We start from the raw sequence: 14,678 nt of genomic DNA, 5'->3' as shown, positions 1-14,678 counted from the left end.
TATGTAGTTATAAGGAGGTGCCGATATGGCAGAAAAATCTTGCAGCAACTCAAGTTGCAGTAAAGAAAGCTGTGAAGGCTGTCCGAGTGCGAAGCAGCCGCAGAGCTTTTTAGAGGAATTAAACAGCTATTCAGAAGTAAAGCATGTAATAGGAATCGTCAGCGGGAAGGGTGGCGTAGGAAAATCCATGGCAACGGCCTCGCTGGCTAATTTACTGGCTTCCAAGGGGTATCGTGTGGGAATTATGGATGCTGATATTACGGGGCCGTCGATTCCGAGAATGTACGGTTTGACCGGTCCGGCTGAGGCGGGAGAAGAAGGGATTTATCCCGTTCTGACTGACAATGATATTAAAGTAATGTCCATTAATCTGCTGATGCCTGACCCTGAAACGCCTGTTATCTGGCGTGGTCCGGTGCTGGCTAATATGGTAAAGCAGTTTTGGAAGGATGTGATCTGGGGAGAGCTTGACTATTTACTTGTGGACATGCCTCCCGGAACAGGCGATGTACCGCTTACTGTATTCCAGTCACTTCCTGTGGACGGAATTGTTATTGTTACATCACCGCAGGATCTTGTTAAGATGATCGTCAAAAAAGCTTTTAATATGGCTGCGACAATGAACATTCCGGTACTCGGCATGATTGAAAATTACAGTTACCTGAAATGCCCGGATTGTGGTAAAGAAATTTCTGTATTTGGAAAGAGCCGCATTGAAGAAGTGTCGAAGGAATTGCAGGTGGCAGTGCTTGGAAAAATGCCGATTGATCCGAGGCTTACAGAGTTATCAGATGCGGGCGAGTTCGCACAGGCAGTCAATCCGTATCTGGACGGCGCTTTTGCAGCGTTGCAGCTTCTGAATGTGAAAGCAAAAGACTGAGCGGATAAATAAAATCAGATTCTGTAAGAAGAAACAACGCAAAAAAACAGAAATAAAAATGCAAAAGAAAATAGAAATAAAAATGCAAGAGAAAAGGGAGAGAGAAGTATGGAAAAGGTAACTGGAAGAAAGTTGATCCTTGGTATCCAGCATGTGCTTGCCATGTTTGGCGCAACGGTTCTTGTACCTGCACTGACTGGATTGAACACATCAATTACGCTGTTTTGCGCAGGAATCGGAACATTGTTGTTTCATCTGGTCACAAAGCGTAAGGTACCGGTATTCCTTGGATCAAGTTTTGCTTTTATGGGCGGAATTATGGCAGTGCTTGGCACTTCGCGCGCGGGAGATCCGGACTATATTGAGAAGCTGGCTGCAGTGAAGGGCGGTCTGATTGTTGCAGGCCTTGTCTATGTAATTTTTGCTCTTATCATTAAGCTGGTGGGATATGAGAAAGTCAATAAGGTTCTTCCACCGATTGTTACAGGTCCGGTAATTATTGTCATCGGACTGCGTCTGAGTGGGTCGGCAATCAACAATGCATTTTATGTAGACGGCACGTTTGATATGAAAGCAGTATTCGTTACAGTGTGCGTGCTTCTGACGGTGGTATTGATTTCTATTTTTGCAAAAGGAATCTTCAATCTGATGCCGATTCTGTTTGCAATTATTGTAGGCTATGTGATCAGCTATTTTATGGGCTTTTGTGATTTTTCATCGGTAGGAAGTGCTTCTTTCTTTTCCTTTATGGATCAAAGTATTATGGAACAGCTGACCTGTATGCCGGTATTTCGCGCGGATGCAGTTCTGGCCATTGCTCCGATTGCACTTGTCACGATGGTAGAGCATGTTGGAGATATCACGACAAACAGTGCGGTTACAGGACAGAACTTTATGGTTGATCCGGGTGTGCACAGGACACTTCTCGGAGATGGTCTTGCGACAGCACTTGCAGGATTGCTTGGAGGACCGGCCAATACGACATACGGTGAAAACACAGGCGTACTTGCTGTAACGAAGAATTACGATCCTTCGATTATCCGTATTGCTGCATTCTTTGCTATTTTACTTGGGATTTTCGGCAAGGTTGGCGCTGTGATTACGAGCATTCCAGGTCCGGTTATCGGTGGCATCAGTATTGTACTGTATGGTATGATTTCTTCTGTAGGCGTCAGAATCCTGGTAAATGAAAGATTAAATTTCGGAAACAGCCGTAATCTTATGATTGCTGCGATTGTGCTTGTTCTTGGTATTGGATGCGACAGCATTCCGGTGACAGGAACCGTGACAATTTCCGGTCTGGCTCTGGCTGCTGTTGTGGGAATTGTTCTTGCGTTCTTGCTTCCAGAGGGAGAAGATTCAGTGCTGAAAGATTAATTTACTGAATATCAAACGAAAAACAGGCAACACTCTCAACAGGATGGGAGGGTTGCCTATTATGTTTGAAAAAGTAAAAAAGTCAGTAAAAAGGGTAAGGATGGAGTGCAGGGAATTTTGCATAAACTGGGGAAGGACGCTGGTTATGGTTGCCATATTTGCGGTTATTCTGAATACCGGAACAGCGTTTGCATACCGGGGAGCCTTGCAGCATGGAATTGCAGAAGAAGTGATCCGCTTTCATGTGCTTGCAAACAGTGACAGTGAGGAAGATCAGAGGATTAAATATATGGTTCGTGATGCAATCCTTCAGTGGATGCAGCAGTCTCAGGAAAACGGACAAGGAGAAGTGGCTTCAGGAAAACAGAGCGATTCGTTACAGCAGCTTACAGAAAAGGAGAAAACAGAACGTTTTCTGGTATCGCATCTGGGTGAATTGACGGAGGTTGCAAACCAGGTGTTACAGGAGCAGGGCGTATTTTATACGGCAACAGCTTCTCTTGAGGAATGCTATTTTCCAGATCGGACGTATGGCGACTGTACGTTTCCAGCTGGCTGGTATGAGGCCTTACGCATTCAGCTTGGTGAGGCGAAGGGGCATAACTGGTGGTGTGTGCTTTATCCGAATCTTTGCTTTTCAGACTGCCTTCATGCAGTGGTAGAGGAGGGAGATAAGGAGGAGCTAAAAGAAGTACTGACAGCAGAGGAATATGAGAGTCTGCTTCATAAGCCGGAAAAATGGAAAATATCGTTTCGGTGGTTTTGAATCTGGATCAGTGCAAAAAAATAAATAATAAAAACAAAGGAGAAACACGTATGGAGTTGTTAGAAGTAATGCAGAGGCGGCGCAGCGTCAGGCTGTATACAAAAGAAGAGGTACCAGAAGAAAAACTGAATCAGATATTGCAGGCAGGCTTGCTGTCAGCATCGGGAAAAGGAGTTCGGCCTTGGGAATTTATTGTTGTCAGAAAAAAGGAAACATTAAAAAATATGGCAGGAAGTAGAGCGGCAGGTGCTCAAATGCTTGAGACAGCAGACTGTGCGATTGTTGTTCTTGGAGATGAAGAGAAAACGGATGTCTGGACAGAAGATTGTAGCATTGCAATGGCAAATATGCATCTGATGGCAGATTATCTCGGTGTGGGAAGCTGCTGGATTCAGGGAAGAAATCGAGAGGCGTCGGATGGGAAGCGTACAGAAGAATATCTGAGAGAACTGTTAGATTTTCCGGAAAATTTCAGGCTGGAGGCAATTTTATCGCTTGGTATGCCACGGCAGCATCCGAAGATGCGCACGCTGGAAGAGCTACCAATGGAAAAAATCCACAGAGAGGTATTTTAACTGGAAAGTCAAAAGAGGCTGTCCTGAAAACAAATTCAGAGACAACCTCTTTTTTGTGTTTTATTGTTTATTTTTGAAACTTGCTCTTTTCCGCAGAGTCGGGTCAAGAATTTTTTTGCGGATACGAAGACTTTTTGGAGTGACCTCAAGAAGCTCATCCGTATCAATAAACTCAAGCGCCTGTTCCAGACTCAGAATTTTGGGCGGGGTCAGTTTCAGTGCTTCATCCGAACCGGAAGCACGGGTGTTGGTCAGGTGCTTTGTCTTGCAGACATTGAGTTCAATGTCTTCCGGTTTTGCACTCTGTCCAATGATCATGCCGGAATAAACTTTTTCGCCGGCGCCGATAAAGAGCGTTCCGCGTTCCTGCGCATTGAAGAGGCCGTAAGCAACGGATTCGCCGCTTTCAAACGCAATCAGGGAACCCTGGCTGCGGTAAGTCAAATCTCCTTTGTAAGGACCGTAGCCGTCAAAGATTGTGTTGATAACACCGTTTCCTTTTGTATCGGTCAGAAACTCTCCGCGGTAGCCGATCAAACCACGGGAAGGAATGGAGAACTCAAGACGCGAGCTTCCACCCTGACCGATGCTCATGCCCTGCAGTTCACCTTTGCGCAGGCTGAGCTTCTGGATTACGCTTCCTGAAAATTCTTCAGGAACATCAATATAGGCAAGCTCCATCGGCTCCATTTTTTTGCCCCGGTCATCTGTTTTGTAAATCACTTCTGCTTTGCTGACTGCAAATTCGTATCCTTCCCGGCGCATTGTTTCAATCAGGATGGAAAGGTGCAGTTCGCCGCGGCCGGAAACTTTGAACGTATCAGTATCTGCAGTATCTTCTACGCGCAGGCTGACATCTGTGTTGAGTTCACGCAGCAGTCGGTCGCGAATGTGGCGGGATGTGACATATTTTCCTTCCTGTCCGGCAAGGGGACTGTCGTTCACAACAAAATTCATGGAAATGGTCGGTTCGGATATTTTCTGGAAGGGGATGGCTTCCGGAGAATCTGCCGCACAAATGGTATCGCCGATATGGAGATCAGCAATGCCGGAAAGGGCAACAATAGAACCGATCGTAGCGGAGCGAACCTCTACTTTATTGAGGCCATCAAATTCATAAAGTTTACTGATTTTTACTTTCTGTTTTTTATCCGGATCGTGATGGTTGACAAGAATAACTTCCTGATTGACGGAAATAGTACCGCGGTCTACTTTACCTACTCCGATACGGCCGACATATTCATTGTAGTCGATCGTGCTGACCAGCATCTGAGTGGGACCATTCTCATCGCCTTCGGGAGCCGGAATATAGTTGAGAATTGTTTCAAACAGCGGGCTCATGTTTGTTGACGTATCTTCCGGGTCAAGCATGGCATATCCACCTTTTGCAGAAGCATAAACGAAAGGACAGTCAAGCTGTTCGTCAGAAGCGTCGAGATCAAGAAACAGCTCCAGAACCTCGTCAACCACTTCGGCAGGACGTGCTTCCGGACGGTCAATTTTATTGATGCAGACAATGACTGGGAGATTCAGCTCCAATGCCTTTTGCAGAACGAATTTCGTCTGCGGCATAGCGCCTTCGAATGCGTCAACGACGAGTATTACGCCGTTTACCATTTTGAGAACTCGTTCTACCTCGCCGCCAAAATCCGCATGGCCAGGGGTATCAATGATATTGATTTTTGTGTTTTTGTAAAAAACAGCAGTGTTTTTGGAAAGAATCGTAATACCGCGCTCGCGTTCCAGATCATTGGAATCCATGACGCGTTCGGCAACCTCCTGATTTTCACGAAATACACCGCTTTGTTTGAGTAATTCATCCACAAGTGTTGTTTTACCATGATCGACGTGTGCGATGATGGCAATGTTTCTTACATCTTCTCTTACCATACAAATCTCTCTCTTCTTATTATAAATACCGTGTTTTCCTGCTGCTTGGCATGTTTCTGTTATGCAGGAGTACGGCTTTTCTAAAGGAACCTTTTACTGTATTCACCCGATTTAGTTTATCACAATTTTTTCAGATTACAAGTAGATGAAAGTATTTTTTCAGGTATGACAAAGAAAAATATACCAAAAAAAGAAAAGAATGGTTCTAAACGGAGCAATCAGTGAATAAGTATGAATAGTATAGAATACAAGAAGAGATACTTCGTATGAAGGGAGAACAGAGATTTATGACAGATAAGATTATTGAAAACAATCAGGTGTCCATCATGGGGAAAATTATTTCCGGGTTTACGTTTAGCCATGAGGTATTCGGAGAAGGGTTTTATATGGTGGATATTTCCGTTCAGAGGCTGAGCGAATCGTCGGATGTTATTCCAGTGATGATTTCAGAGCGGTTGATTGATGTTACACAGGATTATGAGGGAGAGTACATACAGATTTTTGGACAGTTCCGCTCATACAACAGACATGAAGAAAAAAAGAACAGGCTTGTACTTTCCGTGTTTGCGCGTGAAGTTTGTTTTGTTGAGGAAGAATGTGACAAAGTTAAGAGCAATCAGATCTTTTTGGATGGATATATCTGTAAGATGCCGGTTTATCGCCGGACACCGCTTGGCAGGGAAATCGCAGATATGCTGCTGGCTGTGAACCGACCTTACGGGAAATCTGATTATATTCCGTGTATCTGCTGGGGGAGAAATGCCCGTTTTACTTCCGGATTTGAGGTGGGCGGTCATGTGCAGGTATGGGGACGAATTCAGAGCAGAGAGTATGTAAAAAAGCTGGATGACGAGTCTACAGAAAAAAGAGTGGCGTATGAAGTATCTGTCAGCAAGCTAGAATATCTGGAATGACAATTTGGCTATTTTTATAAGGCATGTCTGTAGCGAAAATGGCAAATCAGGCAGTAAAGATTGCATTCTGTAAGAAGTTGTAGTAAAATGACAGAAACATACAAAGAAGTAAGCATAGATGAGGTGCAGGATGAGCAAACGATATATACACATCTTTTGTGGTACTGGCGTAGGAAAAACCGCAGCAGCTCTCGGAAAGGGTATCCGTAAAGCGAGTGTCGGAAAAAGTGTGGTTCTGATACAGTTTTTGAAAGAGCGTCAGTCGGGAGAAAGCATAGATTTTTTCAAACGTCTGGAACCGGAGATGAGGCTGTTCCGTTTTGAAAAGTTTCCGGAGAATTACGAGAATCTGACAGAACGGGAAAAAGAAGATGAAATTCAGAATATTAAAAACGGTCTGAATTTTGCCAAAAAGGTACTTGTGACAGAAGAATGTGACGTATTGATTCTTGATGAAATATTAGGTCTTACGGATAAAGGCATTGTCACGATGGAAGAGCTGCGCGGCCTGATTGACGCAGTGGGAGAAGAGACAGAGCTCTATCTGACCGGAACGAGCAGATGTGAGGAGCTGTGGTCCAGCGTGGATGAGGTAACAGAGCTGAAGACATGTTATAAGGAAGAGATGGAAGTGTAAATAAGTTTCAGATGCACCCGGCAGAATGTTTCGTTCTGTCGGGTGTTTTAGGTGAAAGCGTGAAAACAAAGAATTCATTGACAAGAAGACAGAACAATGCTATAGTAAAATAAATTTTGAGAGTGATAGAGGTTGCGTGATTCAACAGTAAACAGCAGGATGTGTCCGGGCACAGGCGAATGCTGTCGAAAGGGGAGAACGCCGAAAGGAGCAGTTCCGGTGGCTGTTTTCTTGGGCATGTGGTGAAGAATCACATGACTGTCATCGCATCGCGATGGAGGGCTATCTGAAGAAATTAGAGCAAGAATTCTTTGGGGGCTGTCTGTCGACAGTCCTTTTTATAGTGAGGACGATATTTTGACATAGTATTTTGGAAAAGGTTCTAAAAAGAGTTTTGTAGTCAGTTAAATATTATATTTCATAAAAGGAGGAGCATTATGGCAATTTTTAAGGGTGCGGGTGTTGCAATTGTCACGCCAATGTATGATAATGGGGAAGTAAATTACGAGAAACTCGGTGAGCTTTTGGAAGAACAGATTGCGAAAGGAACGGATGCGGTGATCATCTGCGGGACTACGGGGGAATCATCGACGTTAACGCATGAAGAGCATCTGGATGTGATTCGCTATGCGATAAAGAAAGTGGCAGGAAGAGTTCCGGTTGTTGCAGGTACGGGCTCGAATTGTACAGAGACAGCTGTTTATCTTTCTCAGGAGGCGGAAAAGGCAGGGGCAGACGGATTGCTGCTTGTGACGCCGTATTACAACAAGGCGACGCAGAAGGGCCTGAGGATTCATTATTCCAAGATTGCAGAGTCAGTGTCTCTGCCGATTATTCTCTACAATGTGCCGAGCCGTACAGGTTGCAACCTGCAGCCGGAAACAGTTGCATGGCTTGTGAAAAACGTGGAGAATATCGTAGGTGTCAAGGAAGCATCGGGAAATATTTCACAGGTAGCAAAGATTATGAGCCTGACTGGAGGAGAAATTGACCTGTATTCCGGAAACGACGATCAGATCGTACCGATTTTGTCTCTGGGCGGTATCGGAGTCATTTCAGTTCTTTCCAATGTTGCGCCGACTCAGACGCATGAGATTGTTGCATCCTATCTGGACGGAGATGTAAAACGGAGCTGTCAGCTTCAGCTTGAAGCGATTGAGCTGATTGACGCGCTGTTCTGCGAGGTGAATCCGATTCCGGTCAAGACAGCGTTGAATCTGATGGGCAAAGAGGCTGGGCCGCTGCGCGGGCCGCTGTGTGAGATGGATGAGGCAAACGTAGAACGGCTGAAGGCTGCAATGGAAGCTTACGGAATTCTTTGATGGAGGATAAAATGGTCAGAATAATTTTAAGTGGCTGCAACGGATTCATGGGGCGCAGTATTACAGAAATCGTAGCGTCCGATGCGGATGCGGAAATCGTTGCCGGGATTGATCTGGCGGATCATGGCGATAAGCCGTACCCGGTGTTTACAAATATTGAGGAGTGTACAGTGGAAGCTGATGTGCTGATTGATTTTTCATCGCCCAAAGCGCTTGACGGTTTGCTTTCCTACTGTACCGGGAAAAAGGTGGCGGCAGTTTTTTGTACGACCGGCTATTCCGAAGAGCAGCTTGCTCAGATTCGTGACGCAGCCTCTTTGACTGCTGTCATGAAATCAGCGAATATGTCACTGGGAATTAATATGTTGCTGAAGCTTGTGCAGGAGGCGGCGAAGCTGCTTGCACCGGCTGGTTTTGATATGGAGATTGTAGAAAAGCATCATAACCTGAAGGTGGATGCACCGAGCGGGACAGCGCTTGCCCTTGCGGACAGCCTGAATGCTGCGCTGGATGAGCAGTATGAATATACGTATGACCGTTCAAAGGAACGGAAACGCCGTGATAAATACGAAATCGGAATCAGCGCTGTGCGCGGCGGCAATATTGTCGGCGAACATGAGGTTATTTTTGCTGGTCTGGATGAGGTGATTGAGTTTAAGCATACGGCCTATTCCAAGAGTGTATTTGCAAAAGGCGCGGTGCAGGCAGCCAAATATATGGCCGGAAAAGAAGCAGGATTTTATGACATGGGAGATGTCGTCTGCGGATAAAAAGATTGTTTGTATTTTTGGAGGAGAAAAAATGAAAAAAGTTGTCAAATTTGGAGGAAGCTCTCTGGCAAGCGCGGAGCAGTTCCGAAAGGTAGGAGAGATCATCCATTCCGACCAGGGCAGAAGATTTGTGGTTCCGTCTGCCCCGGGAAAGCGTTTTTCAGAGGATACAAAAGTAACAGATATGCTCTACGACTGCTATCAGTCAGCAGGAAACGCAAAGCAGTTGGATAAAAAGATTGCAGCGATTGCAGAACGTTATCAGGAAATTATTGACGGACTGGCGCTGGATTTGTCCCTTGCGGAAGAGTTTGAGAAAATCAAACAGGCATTTGCATCGCATTCTGGCAGCGATTATGCGGCTTCCAGGGGAGAGTATCTGAATGGAATTATTATGGCCTCCTATCTGGGATATGAATTTGTCGATGCGGCAGAGGTAATCCGTTTTGATGAGGACGGCGTGTTTGATGCAGAGCTGACAAACGAGCTCATGCAAAAAAGACTGGAGGGTCTTGCGAATGCTGTGGTTCCGGGCTTTTACGGCGCCCTGGAGGATGGTACGATCAAGACGTTTTCGAGAGGCGGCTCTGATATCACGGGTTCTATCGTAGCGCGTGCGGTACATGCAGAACTGTATGAGAACTGGACGGATGTTTCCGGTTTCCTGGTGACTGACCCGCATATTGTGGAGAATCCTGAGACGATTGAGACGATCACATACCGTGAGCTGCGGGAGCTTTCTTACATGGGCGCAACGGTGCTTCATGCAGATGCAATTTTCCCGCTTCGCCAGGAAGGGATTCCGATTAATATCAAAAATACAAACCGGCCGCAGGACCCGGGTACGCTGATTGTGGAAAATACATGCCGTCAGCCGAAATTTACCATAACAGGTATTGCCGGAAAGAAGGGATTCTGTGCGATCAGTATTGAAAAGGATATGATGAATTCCGAGATCGGTTTCGGCCGCAGAGTACTTCAGGTATTTGAGGAAAACGGAATTTCATTTGAACATGTGCCGTCCGGAATCGACACACTGACCGTACTCGTACATCAGTCAGAATTTATGGAAAAAGAACAGCAGGTAATCTCCGGGCTGCACCGTGCAGTAAATCCGGATATGTTGGATTTGGAATCAGACCTGGCGCTGATTGCCGTGGTGGGACGCGGGATGCGTGCAAACCGTGGAACTGCCGGACGGATTTTCGCAGCATTGTCTCATGCAAATGTCAACGTCAAGATGATCGATCAGGGTTCCAGTGAGCTGAATATTATTATCGGAGTACGCAATGATGATTTTGAGCGTGCGGTAAAAGCAATTTATGATATTTTTGTACTGACACATGTCTGATAACTGATACGCATCAGTGTATACAATAGAACGTGCAACGAAGAAGGAATTGTAGAGCAGACCGCGCAGGCAAACGGCTGTGTCAAATCTTTGGTCTGTTGTCAGAGGCAGAAGAAAATGGAGAGAAATAATGCAGGCGCCATATCGGCACAGTCGTTTGCATACGAGATCAGGAAAGACAGCGCAGTGATCTGGCGCTGTTTTTCTCGTGATACGCAGGCAGAAATTCCGGAGAAAATAAACGGATTTCCGGTGACAGAGCTTCTGCCTTACGCATTTTCTGCGCATATGGATGAGCAGGAACTGGGAAGAATGATAGAGTCAGGAAAGGTCTTGCTGTATGTGCCAGAGGCAGCTGCCGGCACACCATGGTTGGATATCCCGGCGCTTTGCGGAAACAATCTGGAGGAGATTCATCTGCCTTGGACGATGCGGCGCATTGGCAGGTATTGTTTCTATGACTGCGGGAATCTGGAAAAGCTGGAATTTCATGGAGCGCTGACAGATTGGGGCAGCGGTGTTTTTACCAGATGCCACCGAATCAGAGCGCTTTGTGTCCATACGGACATGCAGGGGAAGTCTTATTTGAAGGATGTATTGGACGAGCTTCCTGAAATCCTGGAGGTAAAATATATCAGTCCGGGAGGGAACGTGCGGGTACAGGATATAGCGGAGCAGGCAGAGGGGAAAACAGGAACGCAGGAGCCGGATGGGTATACGGAGGCAAGACTTATTTTCCCGGAGTTTTACGAGGAAGGCGTTGAGAATACACCGGCCAGAATTTTAGAGACGCACGTACACGGAAGCGGAATTTCCTACCGAAACTGTTTTCAGGGCAGGTGTTTTGACTTTACTCAGTATGACGCCTTGTTTCCGCATGCCAGAGCACTTGAGAGCAGCGATGTCGTCACGCGTATGGTGATTGGCAGGCTACGGTATCCGGTCGGACTGGCAGAGAAAGCAAAGGAAATGTATGAGGCCTATGTGGCGGAGCATGAGGAAGACCTTGGCAGATGGTTTCTGCAACAGAAAGATTTGGATGGACTTCGATGGCTTTTGAACTATGTAAAAGAGGCAGATCGACTGACCAATCAACTCATTACAGTTGCGTCACAGCTGTGTGATACGGAAGCAGTCAGTTACCTGATGAACAGGCGGCTCAGCCATGGCCGCGCGGGTCGCCGCCGGATGGAGTTGTGAGAAGCTTTGTGATAGAATTGTAATATTTTACAGAGTTAGCAGGAACTATTTATATAGATTTATATTATAGAAGAAAGAGAGGCCCGACCTGAACATGAATCCTGTCTATGAGGAACGAACAAAGAATCTGGACTTTATTGAGATTGGGAAGGACATTCTGGTTGGTGCGAGAAATGAGCTGTATTTGAATATGCGTTTTCTGGATGTTGCGTTATCTTCGCTTGCGTTGATTCCAGATGGACAGATACGTGGAACAGGCACGGATGGGAGCCGGCTGTATTTCCAGCCGGATGCAGTGGCAGTGTTGTTTCGAAAAGGACGGGAAGCGATCAATCATCAGTATCTGCACAGTGTCATGCATTGTCTTTTTTCCCATATCTGGATCAAAAAGGACCGGGATGTGGAGTACTGGAATCTTGCATGTGACGTAGCGGTGGAAGCTGTGATAGACGGTCTGTATCTTCGGGCTGTGCATTTGCCGCGCTCATCGGTGCGAAGAGAATTTTACCGGATGCTGTCTTCTTCGGATGCAGTTATGACGGCGGAACGTGTTTACCGTATTCTTTGCCGTATGCATCCGGTACAGGCGCAGATTGATATCTGGAAAAGAGCATTTTTTGTGGATGACCACAGCAGATGGGAACAGGAGAATGACCAGAAAAGTCCGAGTCCGCAGCAAAAGAAATGGGATGATATTCGGGACCGGATGCAGACGGAGCTGGAGACATTTTCCAAGGAGGCTTCAGAAGATGTGAGAAGCCTTGAGGAGCAGGTCTGCGCGGAGAACCGAAAACGATACGATTATAAGGAATTTTTACGGAAATTTTCAGTTTTAAAGGAAGAAATGCAGGTCGACATGGATTCCTTTGACTATATTTTTTATCATTACGGGATGGAGCTGTATGGGAATATGCCGTTGATTGAACCGCTGGAGACAAAAGAGGTTCACAAAGTGGAGGATTTTGTAATTGTTCTTGATACATCCATGTCGTGCAGCGGTGAGCTGCTGAAACGTTTTCTGGAAGAGACATACAGTGTGTTGTGTGAATCGGAAGGATTTTTTCGGAAAATTCATGTGCATATTTTGCAATGTGACGACAGGGTGCAGGAGGATGTACTCATCACAAACCAAAAAGAAATGCAGGATTATATGGAGCATTTTACGGTGCGCGGTTTTGGAGGCACGGATTTCAGACCGGCTTTTGTGCGCGTACAGGAGTTATTGCAGCGGGGCTGTTTTACGCGGCTGCGGGGACTGATCTATTTTACGGATGGTTACGGGACATTTCCGGTAAAAAAGCCACCGTATGAAACTGCGTTTGTATTTATGAAAAACGATTACAGGGATGTGGATGTGCCGCCCTGGGCAATAAAACTCATCATTGATCCGGAGGAATTACAATGAATATCAAACGTGCAAAACAGGAAATCAAAGATACGATTGAGGCGTATCTACTGAAGGATGAATACGGGGAATATGTGATTCCCAGGGTTCGTCAGCGCCCGGTGCTGCTGCTCGGCGCGCCCGGAATCGGGAAGACACAGATAATGGAGCAGATCGCAAAAGAATGCGGGATTGGTCTGGTGGCATATACGATCACGCATCACACGAGACAGAGCGCGATCGGCCTTCCGTATATTTCCAAACAGGAATTTGCCGGAAAAGAGTATACGGTGACAGAGTATACGATGAGTGAAATTGTGGCTTCTGTTTATGAAAAAATGGAAAAAACAGGGCTGAAGGAAGGAATTTTGTTTATTGATGAAATCAACTGCGTGTCGGAGACGCTGGCTCCGGCTATGCTGCAGTTTTTACAGTGTAAGACCTTTGGCAGTCATGAAATTCCACAGGGATGGATGATCGCCGCAGCCGGGAATCCACCGGAGTACAACAAATCAGTTCGCGAATTTGACGTGGTGACGATGGACCGAGTAAAGAAAATCGAGGTGGAGCCTGACTTTACGGTGTGGAAGGAATATGCGCTGGAGCAGAGGCTGCATCCGGCCGTTATTTCTTATCTGAATACGCGCACCGACAATTTTTACAAGATGGAAACAACGGTAGATGGCAGAAAATTTGCAACACCACGTGGCTGGGAAGATTTATCGCAGATGCTGAGCGTGTATGAAACGCTTGGCAAGGAGCTGGACCGCGAGGTTGCAGCCCAGTATATCCAGCATGAAAGGATTGCAAAAGATTTTGCGAATTATCTGGAACTGTTTCGGAAATATCAGATGGATTATCAATTGGATGCAGTGCTTGCGGGAACAATTGATCCGGTTCTGCAAAAGAAAGCGGCACATGCGTCATTTGATGAACGGCTCAGTGTTGTCAGCCTTCTGCTGGGACGGTGCAGGAAACGTTTCTGGGAACTGCTTTGCACAGAAGCGGAAGCAGAGCTCCTCTTTGAAGCGCTGAAGACTTTTAAAGAAGGAGCACTGGGGACCTACAGTGATTGTCCGATTGTTTATTTTAGAGAAATTACAGAGATATTCCAAACGGAAACGCAGCAGAAAAGACAGGCGGAGCTTCTTACCCGTGAGGACGAGCACAGACGCCGGAACGTTGCAGAAATGCTGGAAGCGTATTTGCTGAAGCTTCAAAAGGCAGATGTGGCAGATGGGGCGCAGGCGTTTGAACAGATAAAAAGCTGGTTCGATGCGCTACAGGATGCGTTGGAGCTTGAGCGTGACACTGCAGGAAAGATGCTGGAATATGTGTTTGATTTTATGGAGGAAGTGTTCGGAGCAGGCCAGGAGCTTGTTATTTTTATCACAGAGCTGAACAAAGATCCGGCCAGTGTAAAATTTTTACAGGAATACGACTGTGAGCGGTACTACCGTTATAACAAAGAACTGCTGTTTGAGGAAAACAGGCAGAGCATTGAGGCAAGACTGCGTGCGCTGGAACGTGTGTGAAAATATTTATTGAAGAGCGGAGCGTGTCAATGAAAGGAATGTTCCAACACGGTCCACATGGAAAGAAACGTCATAAA

General features: G+C 46.1%; 13 protein-coding genes and 1 riboswitch. Of the genes, 12 read left to right on the top strand and 1 reads right to left on the bottom strand.

Features of this window, described 5'->3' with window-relative positions; translation table 11 throughout:
• The first annotated feature begins 25 nt into the window (after positions 1-25).
• The 4 genes from AC6I2O_RS01790 (at position 26) to AC6I2O_RS01775 (ending at position 3,598) form a co-directional block, all read left to right on the top strand.
• The gene (locus AC6I2O_RS01790; RefSeq protein ID WP_497741617.1) at positions 26-880 is read left to right on the top strand and encodes a P-loop NTPase; all 855 of its coding nucleotides are present in this window, start codon (positions 26-28) and stop codon (positions 878-880) included.
• 108 nt (positions 881-988) lie between these two features.
• The gene (locus tag AC6I2O_RS01785) at positions 989-2,257 is read left to right on the top strand and encodes a uracil-xanthine permease family protein (RefSeq protein ID WP_120393565.1); all 1,269 of its coding nucleotides are present in this window, start codon (positions 989-991) and stop codon (positions 2,255-2,257) included.
• Positions 2,258-2,318: 61 nt separating this feature from the next.
• Complete coding sequence (locus AC6I2O_RS01780) at positions 2,319-3,023, top strand: stage II sporulation protein R (RefSeq protein WP_497741616.1); 705 nt, start codon at positions 2,319-2,321, stop codon at positions 3,021-3,023.
• A gap of 50 nt (positions 3,024-3,073) precedes the next feature.
• Positions 3,074-3,598: a nitroreductase family protein gene (locus AC6I2O_RS01775; protein ID WP_497741615.1), complete on the top strand. Its 525-nt coding sequence runs from the start codon at positions 3,074-3,076 to the stop codon at positions 3,596-3,598.
• Positions 3,599-3,658: 60 nt separating this feature from the next.
• Here AC6I2O_RS01775 and typA read toward each other — a convergent pair whose 3' ends face one another.
• Positions 3,659-5,488, bottom strand: coding sequence for a translational GTPase TypA (gene typA, locus AC6I2O_RS01770; RefSeq protein ID WP_497741614.1), 1,830 nt, complete (start codon positions 5,486-5,488; stop codon positions 3,659-3,661).
• Positions 5,489-5,775: 287 nt separating this feature from the next.
• Here typA and AC6I2O_RS01765 point away from each other — a divergent pair, with 287 nt between their 5' ends.
• From AC6I2O_RS01765 to AC6I2O_RS01730, 8 genes are all read left to right on the top strand, one after another.
• Positions 5,776-6,402, top strand: a complete 627-nt coding sequence (locus AC6I2O_RS01765) for a single-stranded DNA-binding protein (protein WP_120393599.1) — start codon at positions 5,776-5,778, stop codon at positions 6,400-6,402.
• A 130-nt stretch (positions 6,403-6,532) separates the two neighbouring features.
• The gene (locus tag AC6I2O_RS01760) at positions 6,533-7,039 is read left to right on the top strand and encodes a cob(I)yrinic acid a,c-diamide adenosyltransferase (RefSeq protein ID WP_120393562.1); all 507 of its coding nucleotides are present in this window, start codon (positions 6,533-6,535) and stop codon (positions 7,037-7,039) included.
• A 118-nt stretch (positions 7,040-7,157) separates the two neighbouring features.
• Positions 7,158-7,332: riboswitch (Lysine riboswitch) on the top strand.
• Between the two features lie 144 nt (positions 7,333-7,476).
• Entirely contained in the window at positions 7,477-8,361 is an 885-nt protein-coding gene (gene dapA / locus AC6I2O_RS01755; RefSeq protein ID WP_120393561.1) for a 4-hydroxy-tetrahydrodipicolinate synthase, read from the top strand.
• An 11-nt stretch (positions 8,362-8,372) separates the two neighbouring features.
• Complete coding sequence (dapB, locus tag AC6I2O_RS01750) at positions 8,373-9,131, top strand: 4-hydroxy-tetrahydrodipicolinate reductase (protein WP_120393560.1); 759 nt, start codon at positions 8,373-8,375, stop codon at positions 9,129-9,131.
• Positions 9,132-9,162: 31 nt separating this feature from the next.
• On the top strand, positions 9,163-10,482 hold the full coding sequence (locus AC6I2O_RS01745) for an aspartate kinase (RefSeq protein WP_120393598.1): 1,320 nt from the start codon (positions 9,163-9,165) through the stop codon (positions 10,480-10,482).
• A gap of 117 nt (positions 10,483-10,599) precedes the next feature.
• Positions 10,600-11,682, top strand: a complete 1,083-nt coding sequence (locus AC6I2O_RS01740; RefSeq protein WP_497741613.1) for a leucine-rich repeat protein — start codon at positions 10,600-10,602, stop codon at positions 11,680-11,682.
• A 94-nt stretch (positions 11,683-11,776) separates the two neighbouring features.
• The gene (locus tag AC6I2O_RS01735; RefSeq protein WP_120393558.1) at positions 11,777-13,087 is read left to right on the top strand and encodes a vWA domain-containing protein; all 1,311 of its coding nucleotides are present in this window, start codon (positions 11,777-11,779) and stop codon (positions 13,085-13,087) included.
• A complete protein-coding gene (locus AC6I2O_RS01730; RefSeq protein WP_497741612.1) occupies positions 13,084-14,601 on the top strand; it encodes an AAA family ATPase in 1,518 nt (505 codons plus the stop codon). The genes AC6I2O_RS01735 and AC6I2O_RS01730 overlap by 4 nt, the downstream gene beginning before the upstream one ends.
• Positions 14,602-14,678: the final 77 nt, after the last annotated feature.

This window comes from Blautia sp. St.27G3 (assembly GCF_059728505.1).
The sequence above is the reverse complement of the archived record's forward strand: the minus strand, read 5'-3'. Positions and strand labels throughout refer to the sequence as shown.

What these genes read in the sequence shown, in the direction of transcription:
- AC6I2O_RS01790 (WP_497741617.1), top strand. Translation starts at nt 26, where the DNA reads ATGGCAGAAAAATCTTGCAGCAACTCAAGTTGCAGTAAAGAAAGCTGT.
- AC6I2O_RS01785 (WP_120393565.1), top strand. Translation starts at nt 989, where the DNA reads ATGGAAAAGGTAACTGGAAGAAAGTTGATCCTTGGTATCCAGCATGTG.
- AC6I2O_RS01780 (WP_497741616.1), top strand. Translation starts at nt 2,319, where the DNA reads ATGTTTGAAAAAGTAAAAAAGTCAGTAAAAAGGGTAAGGATGGAGTGC.
- AC6I2O_RS01775 (WP_497741615.1), top strand. Translation starts at nt 3,074, where the DNA reads ATGGAGTTGTTAGAAGTAATGCAGAGGCGGCGCAGCGTCAGGCTGTAT.
- typA (WP_497741614.1), bottom strand. Translation starts at nt 5,488, where the DNA reads ATGGTAAGAGAAGATGTAAGAAACATTGCCATCATCGCACACGTCGAT.
- AC6I2O_RS01765 (WP_120393599.1), top strand. Translation starts at nt 5,776, where the DNA reads ATGACAGATAAGATTATTGAAAACAATCAGGTGTCCATCATGGGGAAA.
- AC6I2O_RS01760 (WP_120393562.1), top strand. Translation starts at nt 6,533, where the DNA reads ATGAGCAAACGATATATACACATCTTTTGTGGTACTGGCGTAGGAAAA.
- dapA (WP_120393561.1), top strand. Translation starts at nt 7,477, where the DNA reads ATGGCAATTTTTAAGGGTGCGGGTGTTGCAATTGTCACGCCAATGTAT.
- dapB (WP_120393560.1), top strand. Translation starts at nt 8,373, where the DNA reads ATGGTCAGAATAATTTTAAGTGGCTGCAACGGATTCATGGGGCGCAGT.
- AC6I2O_RS01745 (WP_120393598.1), top strand. Translation starts at nt 9,163, where the DNA reads ATGAAAAAAGTTGTCAAATTTGGAGGAAGCTCTCTGGCAAGCGCGGAG.
- AC6I2O_RS01740 (WP_497741613.1), top strand. Translation starts at nt 10,600, where the DNA reads ATGGAGAGAAATAATGCAGGCGCCATATCGGCACAGTCGTTTGCATAC.
- AC6I2O_RS01735 (WP_120393558.1), top strand. Translation starts at nt 11,777, where the DNA reads ATGAATCCTGTCTATGAGGAACGAACAAAGAATCTGGACTTTATTGAG.
- AC6I2O_RS01730 (WP_497741612.1), top strand. Translation starts at nt 13,084, where the DNA reads ATGAATATCAAACGTGCAAAACAGGAAATCAAAGATACGATTGAGGCG.